We start from the raw sequence: 1,061 nt of genomic DNA on the forward strand, positions 1-1,061 counted from the left end.
CCTCACAACTACTGATCCAATTCTAACCCACCCACACAACAAAAACACACCACCTCAGACCTACTAAAAACCTCACCCCCGCCCCCTTTTGTTTTTCCTGTGGCGGCGCCAGGGTTCGAACCTGGGTAGGCTGAGCCGGCAGATTTACAGTCTGCTCCCTTTGGCCACTCGGGCACACCGCCGGGGATGCTGCCCCTCGAACCGCTTTTCAGCGGTGCTCTGTGGCAACGACGTAAACGATACCCGATGCCCAGGGGTGCTTCGCCACCCGATAGATCGGCACTCGACGGGGAGGGGATGGCTAGGCTTATACGGATGCGGCCCGGCGCCTACACCGGGCTCGGCGGCCGTCCCCACGCACGCCGATACGCAGTGACACGCATCGATACGCACCCCGATACAAGGAGCCACAGGACATGGCCGACTCCAGTTTCGACATCGTCTCGAAGGTCGAGCGGCAGGAGGTCGACAACGCCCTCAACCAGGCCGCCAAGGAGATCTCGCAGCGCTACGACTTCAAGGGCGTGGGTGCCTCGATCTCGTGGTCCGCCGAGAAGATCCTCATGGAGGCGAACTCCGAGGAGCGGGTCAAGGCGGTGCTCGACGTCTTCCAGTCCAAGCTGGTCAAGCGCGGCATCTCGCTGAAGGCGCTGGACGCCGGTGAGCCTCAGCTCTCCGGCAAGGAGTACAAGATCTTCGCGTCCATCGAGGAGGGCATCTCCCAGGACAACGCGAAGAAGGTGGCGAAGATCATTCGCGACGAGGGCCCCAAGGGCGTGAAGGCCCAGGTGCAGGGCGACGAGCTGCGGGTCAGCTCGAAGAGCCGCGACGATCTGCAGGCCGTGCAGGCCTTGCTCAAGGGCAAGGACTTCGACTTCGCGCTGCAGTTCGTCAACTACCGGTAGGACCAAGCCTCGCGCGCCCGACGCGCAGCGATACGCGGTAGGAGGAAGGGTGGGGGGGGGGGGGGGCCCCCCCCCCCCGGGGGGCGGGGGCGTGGTCGTGCGCGACGCCTCGGCGTGTTCTTTTTGGGTTTTTGCAAGATAATTAGGGTGTGGAGC

1 protein-coding gene and 1 tRNA gene are annotated in these 1,061 nt (G+C 63.7%); one reads left to right on the forward strand and one right to left on the reverse strand.

The window, feature by feature from the left end; translation table 11 throughout:
* Positions 1 to 100: 100 nt before the first annotated feature.
* Positions 101 to 182: transfer RNA gene (locus ACFXC1_RS33040), tRNA-Tyr, on the reverse strand.
* 234 nt (positions 183 to 416) lie between these two features.
* Between ACFXC1_RS33040 and ACFXC1_RS33045 the strand changes: the two genes are divergently transcribed.
* Complete coding sequence (locus ACFXC1_RS33045) at positions 417 to 905, forward strand: YajQ family cyclic di-GMP-binding protein (RefSeq protein WP_019072335.1); 489 nt, start codon at positions 417 to 419, stop codon at positions 903 to 905.
* The last annotated feature ends 156 nt before the right edge of the window (positions 906 to 1,061 follow it).

The sequence above is a fragment of the Streptomyces hokutonensis genome (genome assembly GCF_042751305.1).
In the GTDB taxonomy this organism is placed as follows: Bacteria; Actinomycetota; Actinomycetes; order Streptomycetales; family Streptomycetaceae; genus Streptomyces; species Streptomyces hokutonensis_A.